The organism is Celeribacter baekdonensis, assembly GCF_900102315.1.
Taxonomy (GTDB): Bacteria; Pseudomonadota; Alphaproteobacteria; order Rhodobacterales; family Rhodobacteraceae; genus Celeribacter; species Celeribacter baekdonensis.
This window is the reverse complement of sequence record NZ_FNBL01000014.1, coordinates 28,305-52,607: the sequence shown is the minus strand read 5'-3', so window position 1 is coordinate 52,607 and position 24,303 is coordinate 28,305. Positions and strand designations below refer to the sequence as shown.

Below are 24,303 nucleotides of genomic sequence, written 5' to 3'. Positions count from 1 at the left end.
CAGTGCGGTCAAAGGTCGTGAACACGCACTTTTTTCAACATCGCCTGAAGGGCATCTATACACACCGCCAGATCGTCGGGGTCGATGCCTTCGATCATGTTTTGATAGCCTGCGTTCACGATCGGCGCCGTCTCGGCCAGTTTTTTGCGCCCTTTGGCCGTCAGGGAAACGCGGCGGACGCGCTGGTCGATCTCGTCTATCTTTCGTCGAGCCAGACCCTGTGAGACAAGCTGTTCCACCAACCGGCTGACAGTGGACTGTTCGGTCACCGAAAGCACCGACACCTCGTTAACCGTAAGCTGGTTGTAGGCGGCAAGACAGGACATGATCCGCATGGACGCGCCCTGAATGCCAAGGGTTTTCAGTTCTGCGTCTTGTCCGGTACGCCACCGATTGCTGAGCCGCGTGATGAGATAGGGAAGGTAGCGCGCAAGCTGCTCTGGTGAATTAAACGGGAAATCCTCTGTTTTCTGGTGTTCACTCATCCTGAGAGGGAACCTTGTTGTCGGGCATGTTGACGATTGATTTCAGCATGGCGGTGGTGTCTTCTAGGGTTTGCGTATCCAGATGCGACAGGCATTTTCCCAGCACTTCCGTGTGAACACGGGCCGCTTCGGCGAACCGTTGTTGTCCTGCCGGGGTCAAGACGGCGACAAAGGATCGGCGGTCATCCGTAGACATCGTCTTGTCCACCAGCCCGTCCTTGCGCAGACGGTTCACCAGTCCCGAGACATTGCCATTGCTGACCTTCAGCCTCGCCGAAAGGTCGCCCATGCTCAGGCCCTCTGGATAGCGATTCAGCTGTGCCAGAACATCAAACTTGGACACGCTTATGGCGGTCAGTTCCTTGAGCCGTTTGTTCAGTTCGGGGTAAATAAAGCTGTGAACATCCAAGATGCCAAGCCACAGCCGCGTTTCGTTCTTGCGGCGGTCAGTGTGAGTCTGAGCCGGGGTATCTTCTGCCATCGTTCTATCTGCGGCTCCAAATGTTTACATGCTAACTTTTATCGGAGATGCCGTACCGGTTCAATGCGTCTCTGACCTCGACGGGGATCGAAATCGTAGTGTGTGTGTTCAGATCGGTCGTGACCGTCGTGAAATACCCACGCAGGCTTTCAACCTCGCCGCTCATGGCGTTCAGCTCAAGGGTATAGGATTTGCCGCCGATCCGGGTGATGCGGATGAAAATGTCGATCTGATCACCCATTCTGACGGGGGCAAAGAATTCGGCGTGGGCGTTGGCATAGCCCAGCCCGATACGTCGGGGGCCGATGAGGTCGTAATAGGATATCCCCAGATGTTCGCAAAACCAGGCTTCGACGGTATGGTTAAAAACGTTAAAGAATTCAGGTGTATAGACAATGCCCGCCGGGTCGCACTGACCGTGTCTGAAGATGTGGCGGTAGCTCCAGTCGCGGGATGGCAGGTCGGCCAGCCGGATCGGTTTGGGCCGTGACGTCGTGGTGTTGATCTGGTTCATGTCTATCTGGTTCATGCGCGCGTGAAGCTTTCAATTGTCTTGATTGTGCCGTCAATATCGTCGCTTGACGCGTCCTTGATGGCAGAGGTCAAAAGCCGCTGCGCCCATTCTGGCGCGTCGTCACGCTCGGCGATGGATTTTGTAGCCTGCATGACCTTTTCGAACTTTGACTGGCCGCGGATATGGGTGTCGGAATAGCCTTTGATCAGGCGGCGAAAGGTCAGCATGGCGACGCCAAGGGCGTAGTTTTTCACAAGAGCCTGTGACGCGTCGGCCAGCCATGCGTCACGGTGGGCGACCTCGGTCTGGTGGCGCAGCGATTTGCGGCGCATGCCTTTCAAGCCGCCGACAAAGTACAGCGCAAGGAACCACACCAGGCTGTAGGTATGGACACGGCGTCCCTTGTCGATGCGGCGGTTCAGCCATGCATATAGACTTTCGCGTGATTTCAACCAGTTTGCCAAACCCACCGGCAGGACCGAGGCGACCTCTTCGATACGCGGATGCATGAATTCGGTTGTGTTGAGGATTTGCCCGTCCTTCAGGCCCACTTCATCCGCCACCCGCTGACGGCGGGTGCTTTGTGTCTTGAGGCGCGCGACGCGGATCACGTCATCATAGGTCATGGCATTCGCAAGGTATTTGGCCGCCATGGCAGTGAATTCAAAGCCATGTGCATCGCCGTTTGCGGCGTGATCCCGCCGGGCCAGATCGCACAGAAGGTCAAGATATTCGTCGCCATAGGCCGGGTCCTGAAAGTCGACGACCTTTTGCAGACCCAGATAGGCAAAGCCATGGGCCTGCGCGGGAAGTTCGGTGCGCAGGCGCGTCAGCATGGCGTCGGCGCGCCGATCGCGCAGACGCTCGGGCAGAATGGCGACGGGTAGAGGTGTATCCGATGATGCGACAGGCGGTGTTTCGTCCCCTTTCACCGCGCGCTCGAACGCGGCGTCAAAGGTGCGAATGCTGGCCTCGATGCCTTTGCCGCCTTTGCGGATCACATCGTAATAGGCGTCGCGCGCGAACGGCAGGGCACCTGATGCCGCAAGGCCGCCGAACATTGCAGAAGAGATCACTGATCCGTTTTGCACTGCCATCGCGTTCATGTCGAAAACGATCTCGTGGCGGGCAACAACGCCGATGGCGTCGGTGACGGCACTGCTGTCGGCGATGCTGTCGCCGGGGGCGGTTTTTTCGCTGATCGACAGCGACCGGTGGCTTGAGGCGATCAGCGTGGTGCGGTCCGGTGTCACGATCCCGCGCAGGATCGACCGGCCGGCTTCCATGAATTCCGAGGCGATCACCACGTCGACATCGCCGGGGGTGGGCATCTGCGCAAGCACGGGTTTCTGACCACCCTCTCCGGGGCGCATCATTTCCAGGTAATAGATGGTGGCGCCGGTGCGTTGGGCGACGCCGGGAACCGAGGTTGACTGTGCCACCCATCCGTGGGTTTCGGCCAAATCCACGATCCATCCGGTCAGCACGCCGCCACCCTGACCACCCATGGCGACAATCGCAATGGAGATCGGGCGCTCGGTGGCCGGTCCGCCGGGTTTCAGATCCAGTTTGACTGTGTCGTCTTTCATGTCGTTTGATCCTCGAAACGGACCGCACGATTTTCGCGCAGGCTTTGCAGATATCGGATGACGGACCCTGACAGATTGGCTCTGAACCGGTCCCAGCCCGTCGGGTTATGGATGACCTCGGCGCGGAAGAAGGAGGGGCACAGCACGGCTGCGTCGGCAACTTCGCCGCAATTGCCACAGGCGACGCAGGTGTCGTCGATTGAGGCCACCGGATCATCGCGCAGCGGATCATCCAGTTCCTTGATCGACAGTGAGGGGCAACCCGACAGCCGCATGCAGGCGTGATCGCCGGTGCAGACATCCTCGTCGACGCCGAATTTCTCCTTCACCACACGCTTGCCGCCTTTGATCGCCTTGGCCACCTTCGGCTTTTCACGCCGTTGCTTGTTCAGCATGCATTCGGAGGAGGCCACGATGATCTTGGGGCCTTCGGCATCGGTGGTCAGCGCCTCGTTCAGGACCTCCCGCATCCGGGTGACGTCATAGGTGTGGTCAACCTGGCGCACCCATGTCACGCCGATGCCCCTGACCGCGTCCACGATGGAATTGTTGGTTTTGCGGCGCTTGTTCTGGGCGCGGGACGACAGAATATCCTGACCGCCCGTGGCCGATGAATAGAAGTTGTCGACAATGACAAAAACGCCGTCATGCTTGTTGAACACCGCATTGCCAATGCCGCTGGTCAGCCCGTTGTGCCAGAACCCGCCGTCGCCCATGATCGAGATAGAGCGTTTCGCGCCCTTGACGTTGAAAGCCGCAGCCGAGGCAGGCCCAAGACCGAAGCCCATGGTCGTCGCCCCGATGTTGAAAGGCGGCAGGATCGAAAATAGGTGACAGCCGATGTCAGCCGACACGTGATGGGTGCCGGTTTCCTCGAACACCATCTTCATTGCCGCGAAGATGGGGCGTTCGGGGCATCCGGTACACAGGCCGGGCGGACGGGCGGGCACGACGTCCCTGAGCCTGTCGATCACCGGGCTGGTCAGGGTCGGCACCGGATCGGGGACGGGGGCGCGATTGCCAAGCTGCTTTGGTTCGTGATCCTCAAGAAAGCGGCCAATCCCGTCGGTGAGCACGGCAGCGGTATAATCGCCACCCATTGGCAGATAGTCCTTGCCGTGCACCATGGTGGGGCGCTTTTCGCGCGCCAGAACGGTCGTGACAGACTGTTCGATATATTCCGGCTGGCCTTCTTCCACCACCAGCACCGCATCCAGCCCCTCGCAGAATGTATCGACCTCGGACTTGATCGTCGGATAGGCCACATTCATCACGTAGATCGGCACCCGCGAATTGCCGTAGGCATCGCATAGCCCCAGGAATTGCAGCGCGCGAATGGTGCTGTTGTACATGCCACCCAGAACGATCAGCCCGGTCTTGCCGGTCTTGTCTGTCCCGGTGGGGCCAAAGACTTCGTTCAGGTTCTGATCGCGGATAAAGTCGATGGCGGTGGGCATCCGCACCTTGATCTTCTCGACTTCGTGGTCGTAAGCGGCCGGGGGCAACACGATGCGCCCCAGATCGCGTTTGGGGTTGTTCATCGCGTCTTGCAGGGTGAATGCGGGGCGCTTGTTGTCCTTGCAGGTGAATTCGCCGGTCATGTGACATGACCGCACGCGCACCTGCAACATGACGGGCGTGTTGGACGCCTCGGACAGCTCAAAACCCTTTTCGATCAGATTGACCAGACATTCCTGATCCGGGCGCGGGTCCAGCAGCCACATCTGCGACTTCATCGCAAAGGCATGGGTGCGTTCTTGCATGATCGACGATCCTTCGCCGTAGTCTTCGCCGACGATCACCATCGCGCCGCCAGTGACGCCGCCCGACGCAAGGTTCGACAACGCGTCAGAAGCCACGTTGGTTCCGACGGTTGATTTCCATGCCACCGCACCACGCAGCGGATACATGACCGAGGCCGACAGCATCGCGCCCGCCGTGGCTTCGCTGGCCGAGCTTTGGAAGATCACGCCGAGGTCATCGAGGATATCGTTGGCGTCTGCCAGCACGTCCATCAGGTGTGAAATCGGCGAACCCTGATACCCCCCGACATAGGCGACGCCTGACTGCAACAGGGCCTTGGTAATGGCCAAGATGCCCTCACCCCGGAACTGATCGCCCTCTCCGAGCTTCAGGTCTTGGACTTCTTTCGCAAAGGATCGTTCTGCCATTGGTGTCTCCCTGAAAAAAAAGTATGTTAATAAATAGATTTATATATAAAATAAGTCAACGGCCAGTTTTTGACTTCGGAAAAATACGCGGAAAAACATCAGAATATGATGAAAAAACATGATGTTAAATAAAGAAGACCCAATGTCTGTCGCAGACAGAATCCGTCAGAGCACACTATATGCTTTCGGCAAATTTGTCGGAGAAGTGGCGTGCGAGCAGGGCGGGTGGTCGTTCCCCTGCGGCGGTAAAACCGCGGTTTTCCGGCCTTCGCGCATGAAGCCGCACAATATGAAAAGGATAGAGTAATCATGCTTCCTCTGGATGATTTTCCCAGGTTTACGGCTGCGGCGGTACAGGCGAGCCCCGTGTTTCTGGACGCCAAACGCACGGTGGACAAAGCGGCGCGACTGATTGCCGAGGCGGCTGGCAACGGCGCATCCCTGGTGGTGTTCCCCGAGGTCTTTATTCCCGGATACCCGTATTGGAACTGGATCACCGATCCGGTGACGGGCGGTGCCTGGTTCGAAAAGCTTGTGCGGGCATCGGTCTTTGCCGATGGGCCCGAGGTCGCAGTCGTTCAGGCGGCGGCAAGGGCCAACAAATGCCATGTCGTGATCGGGCTGAACGAACGTAGCCCGGTGTCGCTGGGCGCGCTTTACAACACGTTGCTGTTCATCGGTCCGAACGGCGCGATTCTTGGCAAGCACCGCAAGCTGGTGCCGACCTGGGCCGAGAAACTGACATGGACGGGCGGGGATGGTTCCAGCCTGAAGGTCTATGACACCGAAATCGGCCCGCTGGGTGGTTTGGCCTGTGGCGAGAACACCAACACGCTGGCGCGGTTCACCTTACTGGCGCAGGGCGAACTGGTGCATGCCGCCAGCTATATCTCGCTGCCGGTCGCGCCGCCCAATTATGACATGGCCGAGGCGATCAAGCTGCGCGGCATGTCGCACAGTTTTGAAGGCAAGGTGTTTACCGTCATTGCCACGTCGACGGTGTCGGATGAAATCATCACCGAGATGGAGAAAATCCGCCCCGATGCGCGCGCAATGCTTGAACGCAAATCAAGCGCCTATTCGGGGATTATCGGGCCTGATGGGCGTGCGATCGGGGAGGGCCTGATTGACGATGAAGGCATCGTCTACGCCGAAATCGACCTGGGTAAATGCATCCAACCCAAGCAGATGCATGACATCACGGGCCACTACAACCGGTTCGATGTCTTTGACCTGAGGGTCAATCAGGTGCCGCAGACGGCGGTCACCCTGAAAACCGGTCCGGCAGCCGAGCCGGATCTCACTGCTGAGCCGATGCCGAGCGACAGTGAACAACCGCAATCCAATCAAGACTGGAGGAAATCATGACTGATATTGCCAAGGACGATGATATTCTGGGGCGCGCGCGGGTGCGCGACACGCCAGAGCTGGAGGCTTACTACAAGGATCTTGCGAAGCAGGATACAGGCGCACTGTGGACCGTTGCAAATACGATCGAGCCCTGGGAGCCGACGCCGAAATCCGATCCCGTCCTGTGGCGGTGGAAAGACCTGCGCCCGCAGGTTTTGCGCGCCATTGACCTGGTCCGCCCCGAGGATGCGGGCCGACGGGTGGTCTACCTGCGCAACCCGAAACGTCAGGATGTAAGTGCCGCCTGCGGATGGTTGTTCTCGGGGATCCAGACCATGAAGGCGGGCGAACGCGCCGGGGCGCACCGCCATGCGGCCTCTGCCTTGCGGTTCATTATGGAAGGCACGGGTGCCTATACGATTGTCGAGGGCCACAAGATGAGCCTTGGCGCCAAGGATTTCGTGCTGACCCCCAACGGCACATGGCACGAGCACGGGATCGAAGAGGATGGCAGCACCTGTCTGTGGCAGGATGGGCTGGACATTCCGCTGACCAACGCGCTTGAGGCGAATTTTTACGAAGTGCATCCCGACGATTATCAGGCCAGCAATTTGCCGCTGGATGACAGCCCTGCAACCTATGGGGCACCTGCACTGATGCCCGAACTGGACAAGTGGGACAAATCCTATTCGCCTTTGCTCAAATTCCGCTGGGACCAGACCTATGAGGCGCTGCAAACCTACGCCAAGGTCACAGATGGGTCGCCTTATGACGGGGTGATCATGCGTTATATCAACCCCAAGACCGGTGCCGATCCGATGCTGACCATGGGCGCGAACATGCAGCTCTTGCGCCCGTCCGAACACACCAAGGCGCATCGCCACACCGGCAACATCATTTATCAGGTGGCCAAGGGTGAAGGCTATTCGGTGATCAACGGGCAGCGCTTCGACTGGAAGGAAAAGGACATCTTCTGCGTGCCGCCGTGGATGTGGCACGAACATTGCAACACGCAAAGCGGCGATGATGCCTGCCTGTTCTCGTTCCATGACCTGCCGACCATGAGAAAGCTGGGCTTTTACGCCGAGCAGGCTTTGCAAGACAACGACGGCCATCAGGTCGTCAGCGCATAATGTATCAGGATTCCCAAAGATGAAACTCGTAACTTACAAAGACGGTGTCGCAGCCGAAGGTCGCCTTGGGGTCGTTCAGGACGGCCTTGTGATTGACGTCGAATACCTGGGCGAGGCCGTTGGTGCCGCGTTGCCATCGGATATGCTTACGCTGATCGACCTGGGCCCCGATGCCTTGGCCGCCATCAGCCGCGCCTTGTCCGAAACCAAAAGCGCGCGGCCTGCCGGGATCGCGGTGCCCGAGGAAAACATACGCCTGCTGGCGCCAATCCCGCGACCGCGTAAGAACATCTTCGGCATTGGTTTGAACTATGTTGAACATGTCGCCGAAAGCGCCAAGTCGCTGGACACGTCAAAGGAGCTGCCCAAGGAACCGGTGGTTTTTTCCAAACCGCCGACAAGCGTGATCGCAACTGGCGAGCCGATCCAGCACAACGCGTCCATGACGCAGATGCTCGACTGGGAGGTCGAACTGGCAGTGATCATCGGCAAGCGTGCCACGCGGATTTCCAAGGACACAGCGATGAGCCATGTGTTTGGCTATTCGGTGATCAACGATGTATCGGCCCGCGACAACCGTCGCGCGGGACAGTGGATATTCTCGAAGGGGCAGGACAGCTATTGCCCCTTTGGCCCGGCCATTGTGACCGCCGACGATATTGCGGACCCGCATGATCTGGTGCTTTGGCTGAAAAAGAACGGCGAGGAAAAACAGCGGTCCAATACCAAGCACCTGTTGTTCGACATCCCGACGCTGATTGCTGACATCTCTTCGGGGATCACGCTTGAACCCGGCGACATCATCGCCACGGGCACCCCGGCGGGGGTTGGTGCGGGGCGTGATCCGCAGGAATGGATGTGGCCCGGTGATGTGATCGAATGCGGTGTCGATGGCATTGGCGTCTTGCGCAACCCCGTCGTCAAGATCGGAGACTGACATGGAAAACATGCATAAGACCCTGAAGATTGGTCAGATCGTTCCGTCGTCGAACCTGACGATGGAACGCGAGATTCCGGCGATGTTGCGGGCGCGCGAATCCATCTACCGGGACCGCTTTTCCTTTCATTCCAGCCGTATGCGGATGAAAAAGGTGACTGCGGAAGAGCTTAAGGCAATGGACGCGGACAGCGACCGCTGCGCGATGGAGCTGAGCGATGCATCGGTCGATGTGATGGGCTATGCCTGTCTGGTCGCCATCATGTCCATGGGCCGGGGCTATCACCGGGAAAGCCAGAAGCGCCTGCACCAGGTGACCGTGGACAACGGTCACCCCGCGCCGGTGGTCAGCTCTGCCGGTGCGCTGGTCGACGGTTTGCACCTGATGGGGGCCAAAAGGGTCTCCATCGTGACGCCCTATATGCGCCCTCTGACCGACATGGTGGCCGACTATATCACGTCGGAAGGGATCGAGGTGACCGACAGCATCGCGCTGGAAATCCCCGACAACCTTGAGGTGGCCGCGCAGGACCCGATGAACCTGACCGAGATCTACAAACGTGCGAACCTCAAGAACATCGACGCGCTTGTGTTGTCCGCCTGTGTCCAGATGCCGTCACTTGCCGCGATCCAGAAGGTCGAGGACGAATGTGGCATTCCCGTTGTTTCGGCCGCGGTGGCGACAACTCACCAGATGCTGACGAAACTGGGTCTGAAACCCCACGTTCCAGATTGCGGTGCGTTGTTGTCGGGACGTTACCTTTGAACTGAGCGAACGCGGCCCTGGGATGCCATGGCCGCGTTCGATGCCAGTCGGTTTGACTATTTGATCAGGTTGGGCAGCCAGGTGGCGACGCCCGGCACGAAGATCAGCAGCGCAAGCACCGCCAACTCGATCAGGATGAACGGCAGGGCAGAGCGGATGATCTGGCCGATGGTGATCCCGTCCGGGGCGACACCGCGCATCACGAACAGCAATAGACCGAACGGCGGCGTCAAAAGCCCGATTTCCATCGTGATGAGGATCAGCACCATCAGCCAGATCGGATCAATGCCATAGATTGCCTGCAATGAGCTTGGCCCCAGCAAAAAGAACGGCAGCGTCAGCAGAAGCATACTGACCTGATCCATGAATGCGCCAAGGAACAACAGGATCAGGATCATGAACAGCACCACTGACAGTGGCGACAGATCAAGCGCGGTCAGGGCTTGCAACAGGCCCTGAGTGGCACCGGAGACGGCCATTGCCTGAGTGAACACCAGCGATCCCGCGATGATGAAGATGATCATCGTGTTGACCTTGGCGGTTTCCATCAGGGCCTTGCCAATCTCGGCGTAGCCGAAATCGGCGCCTTCGATGCCGGTGATCGTGAACTTGTTCTTGAAGAGCCGGAAGAACAGACAGGCCCCCAGCGCCGCCAGACACCCCATGGCCGCGGCTTCGGTTGGTGAGGCGAAGTTTGTGAAAATGCTGCCCACGACAACGACAAAGATGCTGAACAGCGGGAGGATATAGACAACCGTTGGCAGCAGCCTGTTCGCCATCCGCAGCCATTTTCCGGTATAGGTCCGTGACCAGACCGTACCGCGGCGGGTGTTGATCGCAAAGGTCAGCGGGCGGTCAAGATAGCTGATGTCAGGATCATAGGCAGGGGCCAGGTCGGGGTTCAGGGTGCACCGGATGATGATGTAGGCAAAGAAACACAGCGCCATCAGGAATCCGGGAATAATGCCCGCCACCAACAGCAGGGCCACGGATTTTTGTGCAATGCTTGCCAGCAACACCGCCAGCGAGGATGGCGGGATCAGCATGGCAATGCCCCCCACGGCCATGATCGGCCCCATCGCGATAGCAGGTTTGTAACCGCGCCGCAGCATATCGGGCAAAAGCACCTTACCAAGGATCGCGGTGTTCGCCACGGTCGAGCCGGACAGGGACGAAAACACCGTACCGCCCACAATTGCCACAATGGACAGGCGGCCCGGTACGCGTGAGATCATGCGCTCGATTGCCCCGATGGCTTTGAACGCGACTCCGGTTTCAAGCAGGATTTCCCCCATGAGAAGAAAGAGCGCTATGGTCGATAACGAATATGAAATTGCCTCGTGGAACTCCATTGGCATGCTTTGAAGTGACAGGGATGCGATGGTCCAGTCCCCGATGGATGCGAGCCCTCCGATGAACAGGACCGTTCCGAACAGGTTTGCCGCCATAAAGGCAAAGGCGACCGGTAATCCCAAGAACAGGAAGAAGCAGACGATCCCCAAAAGCAGGATCATGGCTGAATACCATTCCATCATCAAAATCCTATGTCCGTCGAAATTTCGTGGTCGGGGCGGCCTGCGCGGCGATAGCGAAACAGGAATTCGATTGCCAACATGACAAACGAGACTGTGAAAACCCCAAGCACGATCCAATTGGGCACTTGCAGGTCCTTGTCCGGCAAGGACCAGAAGATGTAGCTGCTAAAGGTCCCTTTTGCGCCAAAATACGCCATGAGAAGGCATAGCAGGGCACCGGACAGGTCAATCGCGCGTTCTACCTTGGCGCCAATGCGGGCCGGGAGCGCGGTCAGAATGATATCGACACGGACATGCGCGCCCTTGTACAGAACCCATGCGGATGACAGGAAAACGCCAGCATACAGGCCGTATTCCGCGCCTTCGTTCAACCACTCCAGACCCCGCCCGCCCAGCTTGCGCGAGAAGAAGTCGAAGGGAACGAGTGTTGCAAAAAGTCCGATTGATCCGGCCACACATATGGCGATCCAAATGTTGAATTTCTCGAAAAGGACTTCGAATTTGTCAATAAGGGGCGTCATCAACGTCTCCGGTTGGTATTGAGGTCGGGTCGGCAGATCACCGCGTGATGATGTGCCGGCCCTTTGCACCTGTTTTTGTTATTGACCGTTTGTGAAAAGCTCTTTCAGCTTTGGTCCGGTCTCGGGGTTCTGCTCAATGAACTCGTCCCAGGCAGAGTCGCGTGCGATCATGATCCACTTTTCGGCTTCCGCACCTTCAAGGGTAATGGTCTCGATGCCATTTTCCTCAAGCGACTTGCGTGTTTCCTCGTCAAGCTTCTGGGCATATTCGCCCGAACCTTCCATCCGCGTTTCGGCACCGATTACCACGTCGTTGATGATCGCGCGGGCGTCGTCACTCAGCGCGTTCCAGCGGTTCAGGTTCGCGATGGTGTGGATCGACGCGCGATAGACGCCCGGTTCGACCCGGTATTTCGTGACCGGATACCATGACGGAGAAACACCGCGCACCGACCAGCCGTAGCCGTCGACCGCGCCGCTTTCCATCAACGTATAGACTTCGGGCATCGAAGACCGCTGGACCGTTGCGCCAAGGGCCTTGAAGAATGCCGTATAGACCGGCGAAACGCGTAGGTTCAGACCGGTCAGATCGGCCTTGTCGATGGCTTTGCCTTCGCCAAGAAACAGGTTGAACGGACCATCGTCATGGTGGCGGCCAACGAAATAGGCGCCTTTTGCGTTCATCAGCTCCTGAAAATAGTCAATACCGCCGTTTTCGCGCAGTTCGGCAAAGGTTTTTTCCTGAAGGCGCAGCACGGGTGCTTCTGGAACGAGGTTGCCAAAGAAGGCTTCGGGGCAACCCGCTATGTCATAGGCCCCTTGCGCCATACGCTCGGCAACCTGAAACGGGCTGCCGATGGCAGGTGCGCCGCCCAGCAGGTTGATCTGGACAACCCCTTTGCCCTTTTCATTGATCTCTTTGACCATTTCCTCGAACGGAACGCCCGGAGGGGCGCCGATGGGAAAGCAGGTGACGCCGCGCAGGGTGACTTCTTCGGCGTCCATTGGTGCGGCCAGCAACGTGGCCGCCGCGACGCATGCGGCCAGCCGTTTGATAAGCGTGATCTTGGATTGCATGATTAACTCCCCTTGAGTGTTGAATGTGGGCTGCTTGTTGCGCGTGTCGCTCCAGCCGCAATTTCGCGTTCTTTGGGCGAATCCTTGGCCATCAGTAAAGATTGCTTCAATGTATTTTACAAGTAAAATTATTTACCAGCATATTAATACGTGCCGCCTGTCACCGCAGCGTGGCTGCCACGGACAGACCATTTTCCACGGTTTTTCCTGTGATTGCAGCGATCTGTCGGGCACAGACCATCGCCCGACCAATGCAGTTTTGGCGAAAACGGCGCGCGGATTTTGGTGGTTGGTTGGGCCGACAGGGGCAGGGTGTAGACCGGATGCCCGGGTCGGCATCGTTGGTTTTGGCCGAAACGGCACAAGAATTAACCTGAACGGAAATAGACGGCCCGTTTCGCCGCCATTAGCGTGTTTCAGATCAGTGATTTGGGAAAGGCCAAACCAATGTTCAGTTCAATCTACAACGCCTTATGCACGTTGCCTTCCGACAGGTCTGGTGCCGGTGCGAAACAGTCAGTCGATCTAAGCCGCGCGCAGTTCTTGCGGTTGGTTGGCACCGGGCTGGTTGCGTCGGGTGTCGGACTGTCCGCCAGCGGCATGTTTGCACAAACATCCAGCGATACGGCGCCAGTCACCGATCTGGACAAGGTCTATGATGCCTGGCAGGATCGCTTCAATGCGGGTGATCTGGACGGGCTTGTGGCCCTTTATGCCGAGGATGTCACCTATATCAATCCTGACGGGGTTGAACTGCTTGGAAATGCGGCGACCCGTGCTGATTATCAAGGGCTGTTGGCGCTGAAGCCGAAAATCGAAATCGGCGACCGCATTCATGTCGTTCACAACGATATCGCGCTTTCGACCAATCATTGGACGCTTGAGCTTACCGATCCCGACGGGAAGCTGCAGAATCTGACCGGGGGCGGTATCGAAGTGCTGCGCCATCAGGGTGATGCGGGTTGGCGGTTCATTATCGACGATGCGTCGCGATCGGCGTTTTAGGGCGGGCGATATGATCTGAGGGCGATGCCTACAGCCCTTTCGGGTGGCTCAGGAACTCTTCGATCACCTGTGGCGGGGCTTTCACAAAGTCGCCGGTGCGGCTTGCCCCCTGTCCGTTCAGGTGTCGCAGGCTCACGGCCATTTCCGCCATCTTCACCGCGATCGGGATACCATTGATGACCGGCGCGCCGTTGACCTGATGGTTCTGGAACCGGGAGAACAGCAGCATCGGAATGCCGCCACCAGGGATCACCACATCTGTCCCGCTGGCAACCAGCGGCAGCGCCTGCTTGTCGAACAGGTCCTTGACCTCGCGCGCCTTGTCTTCGGTCCCATAGGCCCCAAGGATCTGGCCGGGTTCAAAGCTCATGGCATGAACGCCCGACACACGATCGCGCAGCCCATATTTGCCAATCTGTTGATGGAACCAGGGGATGAACCGGGTGTTGATGGTCACGATCCCAAGGCGCTGGCCCAGTTGGCAACACCAAAGCATCGTCGCCTCACCCAATCCGATGACGGGGATATCAACGGCGCTGCGTGCTTCATACAGCCCTGCATCCTGAAAATGCCCCACAACAAAAGCGTCGTAGCCCTCGCGCTCAGCCTGGACCGCATGACAGATCATCTCGCGGGCGCAGCGGAATTCAACCAGAGGGTGGGCGTAGCTGTCATAGGGTGTGATGCCGTGAATCTCGATTTCCGTCCCCGGCGAAACGCAGGCTTGCAGATGTGGCCTGAGTGCCTCCCAATAGGTCGCGCCATTTTCGTAATCGACATAGCTTTGATACCAAATCTTCATTCTGTTTCTCCGTTGATGTAACAGACTGGGGTCTTGGCCGATCCTGTGCCGTCAGGCGTTCGTCTCTCCCACCAATGCGACCACGCGAAGCGGGCTGCCCGAGCCACCTTCGATCTTGAGCGGGCAGGCGACGATGAGCGCGCCGAAGGTCGGCAGCTTGTCCAGATTGGTGAGACATTGCAGGCCGAACCTGCCATTGCCGTGCAGGATCGAATGCGCGGGCAAGGGGGGCGTAAAGGTGCTTGCCTGACCGGCATCGGTGCCAACGGTTTCCACCGCCAGACCGATACAGTTGCGCTCATGCACCATGAACTCCACGGCGCCCGCGTCCGGTCCGGGCGAATGGGCGCCGTCTTCCAGCAGGTTCAGGTATTCCGGCGTGCCCACGCGTTTGTACCAGTCGGTGCGCAGCGCAATCCAGTGCCTTGGCGGGATGCGGCCATTTTCCCTTTCCCACGTTTCGAGGAAGGTGCGGGTCAGCACGAAATCGGCGTCTGCGGCGGCCTCGGCGGATATATCAATCACCACAACGGGGGCCATGAAATCCTGCGCCGGAATGGCATCAACCGTGTTTGACGGCAAGTCCTTGCCCGTCACCCAGTGCGCGGGGGCGTCGAAATGGGTGCCCGAGTGCTCATTCATCGAGATGTTGTTCCAGTACCAGGCCGGTCCGTTGTCGTCATAACGCGACAGTTTTTCCATCCGAAACGGCGCGCATTGGCCGAATTCAGCGGGCAGTACGATCACCGGGAAATCCGGGCTTAGCGTATTGGTCAGGTCGATGACACGTACCGCACCGGAGGCCAGTGCCACGGCCAGATCCGAAAGCAACGATTGGCTCATTTGTTTTCCTCACGAATTGTCAGGGCGGGATCGGCCTGCCAGCGGGCCATAACGTCTTGTGCCACATCGTCCGCACAGATGGTTTCCTGCCCGCTCTGAAGGGCGGTGACAACCGCGCGCGCAATTTGTGTTGGCGTGACTTTCGGCGGGGGCACTGACTGGTGCCATCTGTCGTCGACCGGGCCGGTCAGGACCGACATGACACGAATGCCCGTCTGTGCCATTTCCCCCCGCAGGCTGGCGACAAGCGCAAGACGCGCCGCCGCGGCCGCCGAAGACCCGGCAAAACCCGCGTTGCCCGTCAGGCCGTGGATCGACGCGACATCGACGAAAGCCGCAGCCGCGTTGACCCCGTCATCGGACCGGGCCGACAGGGCAGGAGCAAAGGCCTGGGCCAGGCGCATCAGCCCAGTGACCTCAAGGTCCAGACTGGATTGCAGGTCGCTCAGTTTGCCGCCAAAGCCGACGCCGCCGGACCGGGTGAATCTGGCCGTGTTGACAACAATGTCGACACGCCCGCCCAATTGGGCGGCAAGCTTTTCGATGCTGCCGGTGTCCGTCAGGTTCAGGGCAACGGGTTCGATCCCGTCGATGGCTTCGATCCGGTCCTGTCCCGGATAGCGCATCAACGGATCGGCGTTCCCCAGAAACACGGTTGTCGCCCCCGCGTCCAGCAATGCGCTGGCAACGGCCTGTCCGGTCGCCTCCCTGCCGTCAGTCACCAGGATGCGGCGGACCTTTGGGTCTGCCGTGAACAGGCGCAATTGTGGATCGTCAGCCATATGCGATGTCTCCTTTTCTGGCAGCGCAAAGAGCGCCGGATTGCCCCCCCGGTCGAGCTTCAGCTCCATGCGTACGCGGTCGCCTTGTTTCACGTCGCCGTGCAGGTGCACAATTGCCATCGGTCCGGCATCCAGACGGGCAGAGCCGATGCGCCAGGGCAGATGGTCGCGAAAGAACAGATCGACGCTGCTGCGCACTGTCGTCTCGGCCTCAATCACTGCCCCCCTTGGCTGATCCTGCCAATCCAGTTCGCCCCAGCAGACCGGGCAGCGGTCGCGCGGCGGGTAAGTCGCGCGGCGACAGTCGTGGCAGACCTGCAGCACAAAGCGGCCCTGACCGGCCCGTGCCGCCATCGCCGTTGCTGCGCGGCTGCGCAGGTTTGGCGACACATGGCCAACGTGGGTTCTCAGCAGCGGGTCCTTGCGTTTCGGAGGCGTCAACGGATTGGTCATCGCAGCACGTCCTGCTCAAGAATGGCGGCTCCGGTGCAGACCCCGCGATCATAATTCACCAGTCCGAAGCCCGAGATCAGCGCACGCTTGGCGTCAGGCACCTGATCACCCAGCGGACAATGCAGAACCTGTCGCAAGCCTTCGGTCACATTCTGGAACCCGCCCGCCGCGCCGGCCTGCCCTGCGGAAAGTTGCCCGCCATTGGTGTTCAGCGGCATCGAGCCGGTGATTGTGAAATCATGTGCGGCGATGAACTGTGACAGCTCTGCCTTGTCGCACAAACCCAGATCCGCCAGTTGCATGGCCACGATCACCGGATAATCGTCATAAAGCTGAACCATATCCACATCCTGTGGCGTGCAGCCAGCAGCCGACCACAGGGCATCAATGTCGCGCGCCCAGCCCCCGCGGGTCTGAACCGGATCTTCGGCAAAGGCGTTGTGACGTTCGATTGTCGCCGACAGACGTGCCGTGGACAGGCCCAGCTCTTGCGCTTTTTCGGGGGTTGTCACGACAAAGGCCTCGGCTCCGGCGCAGGGCATGACACAATCGAAAAGATGCACAGGGTCCGCGATGGGACGGGCCGCCATATAGGCATCGTGGGTCAAAGGTTTTTTCATCAGCGCATGTGGATTTGACAATGCGTTCGACCGCTGTGCCACGCAGAGTTTGGCAAAGTCATCGCGGGTCACGCCATAATCCCGCATGAATGCATCAGTGATCAGTGCAAAGGTCGCGTTCGGCCCGCCGAACCCGTAAGGATACGAGGCATCCTGCGAGCACCGCGAGAACCCCGCGAGGGTCTGCCGAAAGCTGTCGATCTGGTTGGTGTCGGCGGCCACACAGGCAACAAGGTCGACGTCACCAGCCTGAACGCCGCGCGCGGCACGTCGCAGCGCCATGACACCGCTTGCGCCGCCGGTGGGGATATGATCCATCCAGCGCGGGCTGAGGCCAAGATGCTGGACCATGCCGACGACCGTGTCCGGGGCCGCCGAAAAACTTGAAAAGCAGAACCCGTCGAAATCGGCAGGCCCCAGCCCCGTTTGGCGCGACAGCTCTTTCAGGGCACTGCCCGCCCACCAATGCGCTGTCTTGTCGGAATAGCGCGTATAGGGCACGGTGACGGGCGCACAGACCACAACGCCGTCATAGGGTTGCTGTTGTGCCATCAGACTTTTCGTTTCTTCAGAGGCCTGGTGTCGATGAACCCCTCTGCGGCAAAGGTCGCGACCATCAGGTCTTTCAGTTGTCCCCGCAGAATTTTCTGCGTTGCGGTCAGGGGCAGTTCATCGACAAAGCAGATCCATCCGGGGGCCTTGTAATAGGCCATCTGGTCCAGCGCCCAGGTTACGATCTCTTGCGCCTTGGCCGCGTCGCCTGTGGCATCTTCAAGGATCACGAACACCGCGACTTCATCGCCGCGTATGTCATCGGGTGCAGCGATGGCGGCAGAAATGCTGATTTGCGGATGCCGGTTGAGGATCGATTCCACCTCGACGGCCGAGATGTTTTCACCTGATCGGCGGATCACGTTCTTCTTGCGATCAACGAAATGCAGTGACCCGTCTTCATCCTGTTGGACCACATCGCCGGTGTGCAGCCATCCGCCCTGCCACAGCTCATCCGTGGCCTTTTGGTTCTTCAGGTAACCGGAAAAGAACCCGTAGCGGGGATCGTCCCCGGCCCGGCGCACCAGCATTTCGCCGGGCGCACCTGTGGGGACGTCGTTGCCAGCATCGTCAACCACGCGCACGTCCACGTCCTTGCCGCTGCGGCCAAAGCAGGCCGTGCCCACCTTGCGGGGGTCCTCGTTGGCGCAGATGACGCCACCCGAACCGGTTTCGGTACAGGCCCAGGCTTCGATCAGAGGAAATCCATAGCGGTCTTCGAAAGCTGCGTGCAGCTTCGGGTCGACGCCCGCGCCAAACCCGAAACGCAGGTTATGATTGCGGTCATCAACCGAAGGTTCGGCGCGCATCAGCATGGGCGGCATAACCCCCAGATAATGTACCACGGTCGCGCCACTTTTGCGCACCGAGTCCCACCAGGTGCGCGGATGGAAGCGATCAAGCATGATAAGACAGCCGCCCACGGTGATCATGGCCATTGTCGACACCGCCATGGCGTTCATGTGAAAGACGGGCAGGGGCGTCAGCATGCGTTCGCAATCGCGTTGCAGACTGATGTGTCCGCCAGCCTGAGCATACCAATCCCCGGAGTAAAGATAATACTGGTTGGATAGGATGCAGCCCTTGGGTTTGCCGGTCGTGCCCGACGTGTAAAGCAAGGCGCATTCGGTCAGCGTGGTCAGCGCAGCATCAGAGGCCGCTGTCGTCACGGCGGTGGGCAGTTCGCCATCCGGTGTGGTGATCCGGGCGGACAGCCCGGCATTTTCCACGGCGGTTTTCATTTCGTCCAGCCGTTCGGCCAGCACGATGGCCAGCACCATTTCAGAATGTTCGGCAAGGTATTCCAACTCTGCCAGACGCAAATCCGGGTTGATGGGGACAACCGACGCACCAAGCGCGTTCAGGGCCAGCCATATTTCCAAAAAGACCGGTCTGTTCTGCAACAACAGGCCGATCCGGTGGCCAGCGCCATAGCCTGCTGCCGCGAATTTTCTGCGCCATTCCTCTGTCCGTTCGGCCATTTGCGCATAGCTGATGTCGCCAGCGGGGATGTCATAGATCTCTGCGGTTTCTTTTAGCACGTGCAAAAACGGGGCTTCGCCGCGTCTTGCAGCAATATCCATGAAGCGGGTGTATACTGTTTCCGTGTCCATGCTGCGTCAGACCCAAAGCTGAAAGTTGCTGAACGCCCGGTCTTCTGTGGGTGTCGCGCCGCCATGGGGGTCTGCGGACCAGCATACAGGCGGTGATGCCAAAGGGTGCGCTTCGATCCGTTTGTTGTTTTTGGTGTCGCGCGCAAAAGCGACATCCTCATACCCTGTCAACGGCATGCCAACCCCTTTGATTATACTATATGTTACAACATAAGTTTATATATAAAACTATTTCTGTCAAGCCATAGTTGCCGCACCGCAAGATCATTGGTCGGGATCAGACCGCAAGGGCGGCGATGTGGGCTTCGGATATGGAGGTCCGTCTCAAAGCCCTGCGCAAGGGCGATGTTTTGGGGGTGTGGAATCTCCACATGGGCCGCAGATCGCGACCACAGCAGCGCGGCTCCAAGCGGTCGCGCACGGGGTCGGAAAGGGGGGTGATGTCCTGTGCATCGGACCTCACGATTCCGCTGTTTCAGGTCGTGCGAAGCGTGGCTTGATATTCCGGGTCACGCATGACGCTTGCCATCCCGTGGTGGATTGCACAGGAATCTCGGCCCGCGCGGCTTTGCGCGATCTGCGTGCAGTCCGTGGTGAGATGTTGGAACTGCATGCCCCGGATGTGGCACTCACGCGGTCCATCCGCCTGCTGCATCCGCGCTTTCCGGTCTATATCGTGCCACGCGGCGCGGGGCGTTACATGGTCGGGGCCACGATGATCGAAAGCGATGATGCGGGCGGCATCACGGCGCGGGCAGTGATGGAATTGCTGTCGGCGGCCTATACCGTTCACCCCGGTTTCGCGGAGGGCGAGGTCATCACAACGGCGGCGGGGCTGCGCCCGTCCTTTCCAAACAATCTGCCCGCCATCCGGCATGTCGGCGATGTGATCCACGTCAATGGCATGTACCGCCACGGGTTTTTGATGGCCCCGGCGCTCGCCCTTGATCTTGTGACGCGGTGGAAACGCGCGGCGGGCGACGTGCCGCTGATCCACCTCGAAGCGGGGCTGCGCATCGTGATGCCGCTGCATCTCAACCCGGTGGTGCGTGAGGCGATCCTGCCGATTGTGGCGGGCGAAGACAATATTTACCCGATCGAGCCGCTGCCCTATCGCCAGTTTTGCCGCCTGATGATCAAGGCCCATCTGATCGTTTCGGCAGTTCCGGTGCGGAGAAAAAGCGCGGCCTTATTCCCGGCTCGGATCGTGACTCTGTCTTGGTCGCCTCGGACGAAGGGGTGACGTGGATTTACTATGATACGAACACAGCCGCTTGGCAGCATGTGCGGATCGGCACAGGCGAGACCTCGCAGTTCGAGGAAACCGGGTTTAAGGGCAGTGGCGACCTTGATGCGGGGCGCATTGATGGCGTTCCGATGAGCTGTGTCGCCGCCATCGAGCCGTTTCATGGCAATACGGTCGCCATCTATACCCGTGATCCCGAAAGCGATCCGGCCACCGCCCGTTGGTCCCGGCAGGTTCTGGATGTTTACGGCGACCCCAATGAAAATGGCGAAGGTCCGGGCCATCAAATCCTCTGCGGGGATTTTGATGGAGATGGTGATGAAGAATTCCTTGTGGGGCTGCGGGGGCCATGGCCGTGGCAGGGGGTCATGTATTACAAAATGGTCGATAAAAAGCCGGTGTTTTCGCCAAATGGCGTGTCTCTGATGATTCCGCCGCGCGGATGCCATGGCTGATTTCAACGGTGATGGGCGACCGGATGGCGATGGTGGGCCGTCATCTCGCTGATGAGCTGTAGTGATCCTACCCCATCGCGATGTCTCACAAAAACGCGGGCCCCGATGCGAGGGCTTCGCAGCCCTGCATCGAAGCGTTGATCCGACCTTTATCGTTCAGGTGGCCTTGGTCACCAGTGCCTTGGACCGTGCGAGCGCTTCGGCGGCACGGCTCTGGGCATCCACGGTTTTGGCCTTGTCGATCTGGGCCACCTCGACGCTCAGAACCAGATCACGCGGCAAGGCGCACACCATGGCGATCAGATCAATCCCGCCGTCTCCGGGCAAAAGCCGTGCGCCTCGGGCGATCTCGATCATCCCGGCATCGGAAGGGTCATATGGCTTTGGACCATCACAAAGCTGGGCGTAGTGAATGAGCGCGGGGGGCAGGTTTTGAATCTGCGCGACCGTCCCGCCCGCCCGGTCCCAATGCAGCGCGTCGATCAGAACGCCGCCATTGGCGCACCCCGCCGTTTCCACGATGCGCTGTGCCTCGGGTAGGGTTTTGACCCCGGTCCAGGGCATGAACTCCAAATCCCCGGTCAGGCCATATTCGGCTGCGAGATCGCAAAAGGCGGCAAAGGTTTCGGTCAGACGATCATGGTTTGCATCATCGCCCGCAACAAGCACGTTGCGCGCGCCAAGCCGTTGGCCGAGCGCCAGAAAATCACGAAAGTCTTCGACATTGGTGTCCGGTTTGAGCCGGGCGATTTCAATATCGGCAATGCCGATTCCGGTCTCCTCAAGCGCCGCTTTCACCAAAGTTTCAACTGTCGGATCAGACAGGATCGGATAGGGGGCCTCGGTTGGGGCGGCGGGTAAAAACCGTAGCCCCACAAGGTCATACCCGGTGGCCGCCGCAATGCGCACCGCCTCATGTGGCGGAACCTCATGTGTGGTCAAAAAGGCAAGAGAGAATTTATGGGGCATGGCACTCACTTCAGCGGGGAAAATGGCAAGGGAAGGGCGATGGCGCTGGTCATCTGTGGGGTGAGCCAGTCCGGGCCGCCTTTGGCCGGCCATTTGCCGTCCGCGACCGATTGGCTGCGCGCCTTGGTGCGGGCGTCAAGTGAGCTATAGGGCCAGATTTGCGTGATACGCGGCGCACCATCAAGGCCCCACATCGCCATGGTCAGCGGCGAATATTCCGAACGCGCCGGGATGGCGTCGCGCCATTTGTCTTGGGTGACAGACACGCCGTTCAGCTTGGCCTTATAGGTGCGAAATTCGTAGATCGGCCCATAGGTGCCGGGGGTGATCGGGGCCATGAAATCAAAGGGTTTGTAGCTGTCAAACCGCAGGTCGACCAAATGCTCCATACAGCCCATCGGATTGTCGGACATCACCGCGCGTTCGCGTTCGTCCATCATCTCGTCCAGCGTCTCGAAGCCGCGCAAAACATAGACTTCGTTGAGGGTGCCAATGTCGGTGGCAAACGCCCCGAGCAGCGTGCCTTTGCCCGCCGCGAGCCAGTTTTGCAGCCCGTCCGAGGCCTTTCCTGCGCCAAAGATCACGGTCTTGAGCGTTGTGATTTCGTAATAGGTCATGTCATGCATCCTTTGTGTGGTGTGAAATGGGAGGGGTTAGGCCTTTGATTGGTTGACCTGAAACTCGGCGACCGACGATGTAGCCAAACGTCATGCCCGGCCCGAGGGTGATGCCGCCAGACGGGTAATGCCCGCCCATGATCGAGGCGGCGTCATTGCCGATGGCATAGAGCCCGGGCATCGGCGCTCCGTCTTGCCCAAGCACCTGCCCGTCGGCGGCGGTTTTGATCCCGGCAAATGTACCAAGGCTGCCGGGCACGAGTTTGACCGCATAAAACGGCCTGCGCTCCAATGGCCCCAAGGCCGGGTTTGGACCTTTGTGTTTGGCCCAACCTTGGGCGCGGTTGTAAAGCGATGCGCCGCGGTGAAACGCCGGGTCGTGGCCAGCCTGCGCGCTGTCATTGAACCGCGCGATGGTCTGTGCAAGCGCCTCGGTGGGCAGGCCGCACTGCGCCGCCAAATCTGTGATCCGCCGCCCGCGTTTGAGGTAGCCCGTGCGCAGATAGCGGGTGAGCGGGAAGGGAAAGGGTTTGGCCCAGCCGATGCCAAATTGCCTCTGCGCCCGGTGATCGCAGATCAGCCAAGCCTCCGGCGCGTGCCCCTTTGGCGTCACCGCAAACAGGGCTTTCATGAACTCATGATAGCTGTCGGCCTCATTAACAAACCTCTGCCCTCTGATATCCACCGCGATAAATCCGGGTTTGGCGCGATCAATGAGATGGGGGAAATTTTTGAACCCGCCCTCACCATCCGGGACGCGGGACACGGGCGCCCATGCGGCGGGTTCAGCAATGTTCATGTCAAGCGCTGCACCAACCGTTTCAGCCAAACGCAAGCCGTCGCCGGTGTTTGATTTGGGCGCAGCAGAGGCATGCGCAATAGTGTCTGTATGGGCAAAGCTGTGTGTTTGCCGCAGGGCATCATGCGGATAGCCGCCCGCCGCAAGCACCACGCCTTTGCGGGCGGTGATGCGGATTGGCGTCCCTTGTCTGATCACGGATGCACCCACGATCCGACCCTTATCATGGCGTAGGCTGGTCACCGGACTGTCATGCCAAAGCTGAACCCCGCTGTCCGCTGCCCCTTTCAAAAGCTGCGCCACAAGGGCATTGCCGCCCACAAGCTGCATCGAACGCCGGTAACGCGCCAGATCATAGAGATGTTTGGCCAGCCGTTTGGTGACATGCCACAGCGCGCTTGGGGACCGGGTCGCATTGAAAAAATGCGCCATATCCGCACCGCTGCCGATGCCCATGCCCCAAAGCGACACGACATCGAGTGGCGGACGCAGCCGCGCCATCAAAGGTCCAAGTTGACGCCCATCATAGGCCGCGGTGGTCACAGAGCGCCCGCCTTCGGCGGCACCATTATGAGCGTAAAAATCAGGCACATGATTGCCATCAACCCAGGTCATGACGCCGATCTCTTCGAGAAAGCGCAGCATGTCGGGACCGTTTTGCAAGAACGTCTCTAGGCGCGGATCATTGGCGCGATGGCCCAAAATCGCGCGCAGATAGCGGCGGGGTTTGGTGTCGGGCTCAGTGATCCCGGCGCGGATCGCCTGTGGGTTCTGTGGAATCCAAAGCCAGCCGCCGGACCATGCAGAGGTGCCGCCGAAAACCCCGGTTTTCTCGGCCACAATGACATCAAGCCCTGCTTTTGCTGCCGTGATCGCGGCACACAATCCCGCTGCGCCTGATCCAACGATCAGAACGTCGCAGGCGGTGACGCCCGCCGTTTCGCTGTCCATTGTCCTGCTTTCGTTTCACAGCGCGAAAGACGTCCGC

At 59.4% G+C, this 24,303-nt stretch carries 23 protein-coding genes; 7 read left to right on the top strand and 16 right to left on the bottom strand.

Annotation, left to right across the window (positions count from 1 at the left end; genetic code table 11):
- Positions 1-8 precede the first annotated feature (8 nt).
- Genes BLT54_RS18085 through BLT54_RS18065 form a run of 5 tightly spaced genes read right to left on the bottom strand, consistent with a single transcriptional unit; the run spans position 9 to position 5,240 of the window.
- Positions 9-485 (bottom strand): MarR family winged helix-turn-helix transcriptional regulator, encoded by a 477-nt coding sequence (locus BLT54_RS18085; protein ID WP_074646582.1) that lies wholly within the window; start codon positions 483-485, stop codon positions 9-11.
- Positions 478-966 carry a MarR family winged helix-turn-helix transcriptional regulator gene (locus BLT54_RS18080; RefSeq protein WP_074646581.1) on the bottom strand — a complete coding sequence of 163 codons (489 nt, stop codon included), beginning with the start codon at positions 964-966 and terminating at the stop codon, positions 478-480. Before BLT54_RS18080 ends, BLT54_RS18085 begins: the two co-directional genes overlap by 8 nt.
- Before the next feature lie 31 nt (positions 967-997).
- A complete protein-coding gene (locus BLT54_RS18075; RefSeq protein WP_245708049.1) occupies positions 998-1,495 on the bottom strand; it encodes an acyl-CoA thioesterase in 498 nt (165 codons plus the stop codon).
- Positions 1,492-3,069, bottom strand: a complete 1,578-nt coding sequence (locus BLT54_RS18070; RefSeq protein WP_074646580.1) for an indolepyruvate oxidoreductase subunit beta family protein — start codon at positions 3,067-3,069, stop codon at positions 1,492-1,494. Before BLT54_RS18070 ends, BLT54_RS18075 begins: the two co-directional genes overlap by 4 nt.
- The gene (locus tag BLT54_RS18065) at positions 3,066-5,240 is read right to left on the bottom strand and encodes a thiamine pyrophosphate-dependent enzyme (RefSeq protein ID WP_074646579.1); all 2,175 of its coding nucleotides are present in this window, start codon (positions 5,238-5,240) and stop codon (positions 3,066-3,068) included. Before BLT54_RS18065 ends, BLT54_RS18070 begins: the two co-directional genes overlap by 4 nt.
- A 309-nt stretch (positions 5,241-5,549) precedes the next feature.
- Here BLT54_RS18065 and BLT54_RS18060 point away from each other — a divergent pair, with 309 nt between their 5' ends.
- The 4 genes from BLT54_RS18060 to BLT54_RS18045 are packed head-to-tail and all read left to right on the top strand — an operon-like array spanning position 5,550 to position 9,426.
- Positions 5,550-6,608 (top strand): carbon-nitrogen hydrolase family protein, encoded by a 1,059-nt coding sequence (locus BLT54_RS18060; protein ID WP_074646578.1) that lies wholly within the window; start codon positions 5,550-5,552, stop codon positions 6,606-6,608.
- Positions 6,605-7,723 (top strand): cupin domain-containing protein, encoded by a 1,119-nt coding sequence (locus tag BLT54_RS18055; RefSeq protein WP_074646577.1) that lies wholly within the window; start codon positions 6,605-6,607, stop codon positions 7,721-7,723. Before BLT54_RS18060 ends, BLT54_RS18055 begins: the two co-directional genes overlap by 4 nt.
- Positions 7,724-7,742: 19 nt before the next feature.
- The gene (locus tag BLT54_RS18050) at positions 7,743-8,660 is read left to right on the top strand and encodes a fumarylacetoacetate hydrolase family protein (protein ID WP_074646576.1); all 918 of its coding nucleotides are present in this window, start codon (positions 7,743-7,745) and stop codon (positions 8,658-8,660) included.
- A gap of 1 nt (position 8,661) precedes the next feature.
- The gene (locus tag BLT54_RS18045; RefSeq protein ID WP_074646575.1) at positions 8,662-9,426 is read left to right on the top strand and encodes a maleate cis-trans isomerase family protein; all 765 of its coding nucleotides are present in this window, start codon (positions 8,662-8,664) and stop codon (positions 9,424-9,426) included.
- Positions 9,427-9,482: 56 nt separating this feature from the next.
- On the opposite strand, the gene BLT54_RS18040 is transcribed toward BLT54_RS18045, so the two are convergent.
- The 3 genes from BLT54_RS18040 to dctP form a co-directional block, all read right to left on the bottom strand.
- Positions 9,483-10,958, bottom strand: a complete 1,476-nt coding sequence (locus BLT54_RS18040) for a TRAP transporter large permease (protein ID WP_074646574.1) — start codon at positions 10,956-10,958, stop codon at positions 9,483-9,485.
- Between the two features lie 2 nt (positions 10,959-10,960).
- Positions 10,961-11,482, bottom strand: a complete 522-nt coding sequence (locus BLT54_RS18035; protein ID WP_074646573.1) for a TRAP transporter small permease — start codon at positions 11,480-11,482, stop codon at positions 10,961-10,963.
- Positions 11,483-11,560: 78 nt separating this feature from the next.
- On the bottom strand, positions 11,561-12,559 hold the full coding sequence (dctP, locus tag BLT54_RS18030; protein ID WP_083351884.1) for a TRAP transporter substrate-binding protein DctP: 999 nt from the start codon (positions 12,557-12,559) through the stop codon (positions 11,561-11,563).
- Between the two features lie 447 nt (positions 12,560-13,006).
- On the opposite strand from dctP, the gene BLT54_RS18025 reads away from it, so the two are divergent.
- Complete coding sequence (locus BLT54_RS18025; protein ID WP_074646572.1) at positions 13,007-13,564, top strand: YybH family protein; 558 nt, start codon at positions 13,007-13,009, stop codon at positions 13,562-13,564.
- A gap of 28 nt (positions 13,565-13,592) precedes the next feature.
- Here the strand turns inward: BLT54_RS18025 and BLT54_RS18020 are convergent, their stop codons facing one another.
- From BLT54_RS18020 to BLT54_RS18000, 5 genes are read right to left on the bottom strand one after another with little or no spacing between them, the layout of a single operon-like run.
- Positions 13,593-14,366, bottom strand: coding sequence for an aspartate/glutamate racemase family protein (locus BLT54_RS18020; RefSeq protein ID WP_074646571.1), 774 nt, complete (start codon positions 14,364-14,366; stop codon positions 13,593-13,595).
- A 51-nt stretch (positions 14,367-14,417) separates the two neighbouring features.
- Positions 14,418-15,209, bottom strand: a complete 792-nt coding sequence (locus BLT54_RS18015) for a cyclase family protein (RefSeq protein ID WP_074646570.1) — start codon at positions 15,207-15,209, stop codon at positions 14,418-14,420.
- Positions 15,206-16,444, bottom strand: coding sequence for an SDR family NAD(P)-dependent oxidoreductase (locus BLT54_RS18010; RefSeq protein WP_074646569.1), 1,239 nt, complete (start codon positions 16,442-16,444; stop codon positions 15,206-15,208). Before BLT54_RS18010 ends, BLT54_RS18015 begins: the two co-directional genes overlap by 4 nt.
- Positions 16,441-17,616: a thiolase family protein gene (locus tag BLT54_RS18005; RefSeq protein WP_074646568.1), complete on the bottom strand. Its 1,176-nt coding sequence runs from the start codon at positions 17,614-17,616 to the stop codon at positions 16,441-16,443. The genes BLT54_RS18010 and BLT54_RS18005 overlap by 4 nt, the downstream gene beginning before the upstream one ends.
- Positions 17,616-19,229 carry an AMP-binding protein gene (locus BLT54_RS18000; RefSeq protein WP_074646567.1) on the bottom strand — a complete coding sequence of 538 codons (1,614 nt, stop codon included), beginning with the start codon at positions 19,227-19,229 and terminating at the stop codon, positions 17,616-17,618. Before BLT54_RS18000 ends, BLT54_RS18005 begins: the two co-directional genes overlap by 1 nt.
- A 298-nt stretch (positions 19,230-19,527) precedes the next feature.
- Here BLT54_RS18000 and BLT54_RS23060 point away from each other — a divergent pair, with 298 nt between their 5' ends.
- Positions 19,528-20,472: an FAD-dependent oxidoreductase gene (locus BLT54_RS23060; RefSeq protein ID WP_342707863.1), complete on the top strand. Its 945-nt coding sequence runs from the start codon at positions 19,528-19,530 to the stop codon at positions 20,470-20,472.
- Positions 20,469-20,930 (top strand): hypothetical protein, encoded by a 462-nt coding sequence (locus BLT54_RS17990; protein ID WP_218129406.1) that lies wholly within the window; start codon positions 20,469-20,471, stop codon positions 20,928-20,930. The genes BLT54_RS23060 and BLT54_RS17990 overlap by 4 nt, the downstream gene beginning before the upstream one ends.
- Positions 20,931-21,086: 156 nt before the next feature.
- Here BLT54_RS17990 and BLT54_RS17985 read toward each other — a convergent pair whose 3' ends face one another.
- Genes BLT54_RS17985 through BLT54_RS17975 form a run of 3 tightly spaced genes read right to left on the bottom strand, consistent with a single transcriptional unit; the run spans position 21,087 to position 24,266 of the window.
- Positions 21,087-21,899, bottom strand: a complete 813-nt coding sequence (locus BLT54_RS17985) for a sugar phosphate isomerase/epimerase family protein (protein WP_074646566.1) — start codon at positions 21,897-21,899, stop codon at positions 21,087-21,089.
- Positions 21,900-21,904: 5 nt separating this feature from the next.
- A complete protein-coding gene (locus tag BLT54_RS17980) occupies positions 21,905-22,516 on the bottom strand; it encodes an NIPSNAP family protein (RefSeq protein ID WP_074646565.1) in 612 nt (203 codons plus the stop codon).
- A gap of 1 nt (position 22,517) precedes the next feature.
- Positions 22,518-24,266: an FAD-dependent oxidoreductase gene (locus BLT54_RS17975; RefSeq protein ID WP_074646564.1), complete on the bottom strand. Its 1,749-nt coding sequence runs from the start codon at positions 24,264-24,266 to the stop codon at positions 22,518-22,520.
- Between the last annotated feature and the right edge of the window lie 37 nt (positions 24,267-24,303).

Excerpts from the sequence above, each read along its gene's own strand:
- BLT54_RS18085 (WP_074646582.1), bottom strand. The coding sequence starts at position 485 with ATGAGTGAACACCAGAAAACAGAGGATTTCCCGTTTAATTCACCAGAG.
- BLT54_RS18080 (WP_074646581.1), bottom strand. The coding sequence starts at position 966 with ATGGCAGAAGATACCCCGGCTCAGACTCACACTGACCGCCGCAAGAAC.
- BLT54_RS18075 (WP_245708049.1), bottom strand. The coding sequence starts at position 1,495 with ATGAACCAGATAGACATGAACCAGATCAACACCACGACGTCACGGCCC.
- BLT54_RS18070 (WP_074646580.1), bottom strand. The coding sequence starts at position 3,069 with ATGAAAGACGACACAGTCAAACTGGATCTGAAACCCGGCGGACCGGCC.
- BLT54_RS18065 (WP_074646579.1), bottom strand. The coding sequence starts at position 5,240 with ATGGCAGAACGATCCTTTGCGAAAGAAGTCCAAGACCTGAAGCTCGGA.
- BLT54_RS18060 (WP_074646578.1), top strand. The coding sequence starts at position 5,550 with ATGCTTCCTCTGGATGATTTTCCCAGGTTTACGGCTGCGGCGGTACAG.
- BLT54_RS18055 (WP_074646577.1), top strand. The coding sequence starts at position 6,605 with ATGACTGATATTGCCAAGGACGATGATATTCTGGGGCGCGCGCGGGTG.
- BLT54_RS18050 (WP_074646576.1), top strand. The coding sequence starts at position 7,743 with ATGAAACTCGTAACTTACAAAGACGGTGTCGCAGCCGAAGGTCGCCTT.
- BLT54_RS18045 (WP_074646575.1), top strand. The coding sequence starts at position 8,662 with ATGGAAAACATGCATAAGACCCTGAAGATTGGTCAGATCGTTCCGTCG.
- BLT54_RS18040 (WP_074646574.1), bottom strand. The coding sequence starts at position 10,958 with ATGGAATGGTATTCAGCCATGATCCTGCTTTTGGGGATCGTCTGCTTC.
- BLT54_RS18035 (WP_074646573.1), bottom strand. The coding sequence starts at position 11,482 with ATGACGCCCCTTATTGACAAATTCGAAGTCCTTTTCGAGAAATTCAAC.
- dctP (WP_083351884.1), bottom strand. The coding sequence starts at position 12,559 with ATGCAATCCAAGATCACGCTTATCAAACGGCTGGCCGCATGCGTCGCG.
- BLT54_RS18025 (WP_074646572.1), top strand. The coding sequence starts at position 13,007 with ATGTTCAGTTCAATCTACAACGCCTTATGCACGTTGCCTTCCGACAGG.
- BLT54_RS18020 (WP_074646571.1), bottom strand. The coding sequence starts at position 14,366 with ATGAAGATTTGGTATCAAAGCTATGTCGATTACGAAAATGGCGCGACC.
- BLT54_RS18015 (WP_074646570.1), bottom strand. The coding sequence starts at position 15,209 with ATGAGCCAATCGTTGCTTTCGGATCTGGCCGTGGCACTGGCCTCCGGT.
- BLT54_RS18010 (WP_074646569.1), bottom strand. The coding sequence starts at position 16,444 with ATGACCAATCCGTTGACGCCTCCGAAACGCAAGGACCCGCTGCTGAGA.
- BLT54_RS18005 (WP_074646568.1), bottom strand. The coding sequence starts at position 17,616 with ATGGCACAACAGCAACCCTATGACGGCGTTGTGGTCTGTGCGCCCGTC.
- BLT54_RS18000 (WP_074646567.1), bottom strand. The coding sequence starts at position 19,229 with ATGGACACGGAAACAGTATACACCCGCTTCATGGATATTGCTGCAAGA.
- BLT54_RS17985 (WP_074646566.1), bottom strand. The coding sequence starts at position 21,899 with ATGCCCCATAAATTCTCTCTTGCCTTTTTGACCACACATGAGGTTCCG.
- BLT54_RS17980 (WP_074646565.1), bottom strand. The coding sequence starts at position 22,516 with ATGACCTATTACGAAATCACAACGCTCAAGACCGTGATCTTTGGCGCA.
- BLT54_RS17975 (WP_074646564.1), bottom strand. The coding sequence starts at position 24,266 with ATGGACAGCGAAACGGCGGGCGTCACCGCCTGCGACGTTCTGATCGTT.